At 59.8% G+C, this 2,082-nt stretch carries 1 pseudogene; it reads right to left on the bottom strand.

Annotated features, from left to right (window positions below):
* A pseudogene (locus EOA86_RS39020) lies at positions 1-1,740 on the bottom strand (TonB-dependent receptor); the annotation flags it as partial.
* Positions 1,741-2,082: the final 342 nt, after the last annotated feature.

A 2,082-nucleotide genomic window follows, 5' to 3' on the forward strand; every position in this document is an offset into this window, starting at 1 on the left:
GCTGCGGCCCCAGCCGGGGGTGAACGATGCGACCTGAAAATCCTCGTCGAACAGATTGTACGCGGCAATTTCGAGTTCAAATCGTTTGTCGAAAGGTTCCCAGGTCAGGAAGGCATCCGTCGACCAGTAGGATTCGAGCTCAGTCCCCGCCGCATCGCCGGTGCGTGAGCCGACATAGGTTTCGGCCAGCGTGACCTTGATGTTGGACGGGTGAACCCAGGTCAGGCCAAACCGCGCGGACGTTTCGGGGACAAAGGGCAGCGGGCCGCCGAAGCCTGGACTTGTCGGATCTTCGTTCTCTGAATCGGCGTAGGCAAAGGTCGCGAACGCGCCGAAGCCGTTGCCGATCCAGACGTTGGCCGTGGCGCTGATCCGGTCGAGCCGGCCCTCGCTGAGATCGATTGTGGTGGCGGAAGCCGGAACGCCGATCGAAAGTTTCTCGAATTCCTGATGCTGGTAATCGACGGCCGTAAAAAGGCGGCTGTTCCACTCTGCGTCCCAGCGCGCGGCAAACGTGTCCGAAAAGCCGTCGACAGCTAGAGAATTCTGATTGGATTGCAGGCCGAGTATTCCGACCGGCGCCAAGGTCGCCGACGTTATGAACGAGCCTTCGCGCAGGAACCCGGCGCGTAGGTAATGGCCTTCGAAAGGCGTCCAGGCGACACCGAGGCGAGGCTCCAGGCGTTGTTCATCAATCGTGCCACCGTCGAGATAAGTGCCGAATAGGGCTCCCTCCACTTTGAGATTGGGGTTGAACTCGTAGACGGCGTCGAAATAGACGCGCCCAATGGCGACATCGACTGCCGTAGTGGATTCGGATATGATTGTGTCCGGGATAAAAGGAAACACGAAAGAAAGCGTTTCGTCTTTTGAGACTTCCAAAAGTCCGCCCTCACCTCCGTATCGGAGAGTCAAGTCACCGGTTCCGTAGATGTGATTGAATGCGGCGAGATAGGATTGCTGGCTGGTCTCACTCTCCAGAATGAATCCTGTTTCCCCGAAGCCGATTTCCTCCAAGCGGGTTCTGTTGCTTCGATCCGTAATGTCGGTCGCAAACAGCGCCGCGCTGGCAACGTTCTGGTAACCAAATGTATGGCTCCAGGCGACCCCGGCGTTGCCGGTTCGGGTGTCGCCGGAGTCGGCATACGTTCCTCCTAGCGGCAGAACGGTAGGGTCCAGCACTGTGCTTAGGTCGAACTCGAAGTCCTTGACATCGATATACGCCACCACCCGGTCATTCGGCGTCGGCTTCATGGCCATGTAGCCTGTGCCGGTGATCGACCGGTCATCGAGATCGAACTGGCCGGTCGCTGGATCATCGCCGCGACGCGTGTCGGTCTCCAAACCGTTGATCCTGCCGTAGAAGCTCCAGGGAAAGGGAGCTGCTTGATACCCTTGGGTTTCGATTTCGCTGTTCCAACCCAGATCGCCGTCATCGGCGACAAAACCCCCGCCGACGGTGGTTTCGATGAAAGGTCGCCGGAGGATGTTGGCGCTCCTCTGGCGGCCGGCCAGCATTTGCGGGTCGAGCATCAAGCCTTGGAAAAACGATGAGAAGCTGGTTGCATTAGGGCCCGGTTCCGTCGGCACGTCGCCGAAACGCAGATTGTTGACGAAGGGATTTAAGCTACCGGCAAGCGCCTGGTCGACATAGCCGGAGCCGGTGAAGGGATCGAAAACCGCGTCGCCGTAGTAGCGGCCCCAGGCGTTGAGATTGAGTAGCCGGAACGCGTCGTTCAACGTCGAGCCGGTGTCGCGATTGGCGCTGAGGGCGGCATAGTCGCCGCCGCGCGCTCTGGTGCGCTTCAGCGCTTCCTGTGCGCTGGCGATCGCCTTGTCGGCTTCGTACTCGTCGATTGCAACCGCCGTGCGGAAGGATGAAATCACCGGATCGTTCGGATCAAGGCGGTCGGCGTTTTCGATAGCCTGTTCGGCGGGTTCCAGCTCGCCGGCTTCGTAATAGGCGACGGCAAGCAGCAGCAATCCATTGGAATAGGCCGGATTGGCGGTCGTGCCGGCGAGCAGGTCGTCACGCGCTTTGTCCAGTTCGCCGGTCTGCAGATAGTAGCGGCCGCGCGCAAC

The organism is Mesorhizobium sp. M5C.F.Ca.IN.020.32.2.1, assembly GCF_004023105.1.
Classification (GTDB): domain Bacteria; phylum Pseudomonadota; class Alphaproteobacteria; order Rhizobiales; family Rhizobiaceae; genus Mesorhizobium; species Mesorhizobium wenxiniae.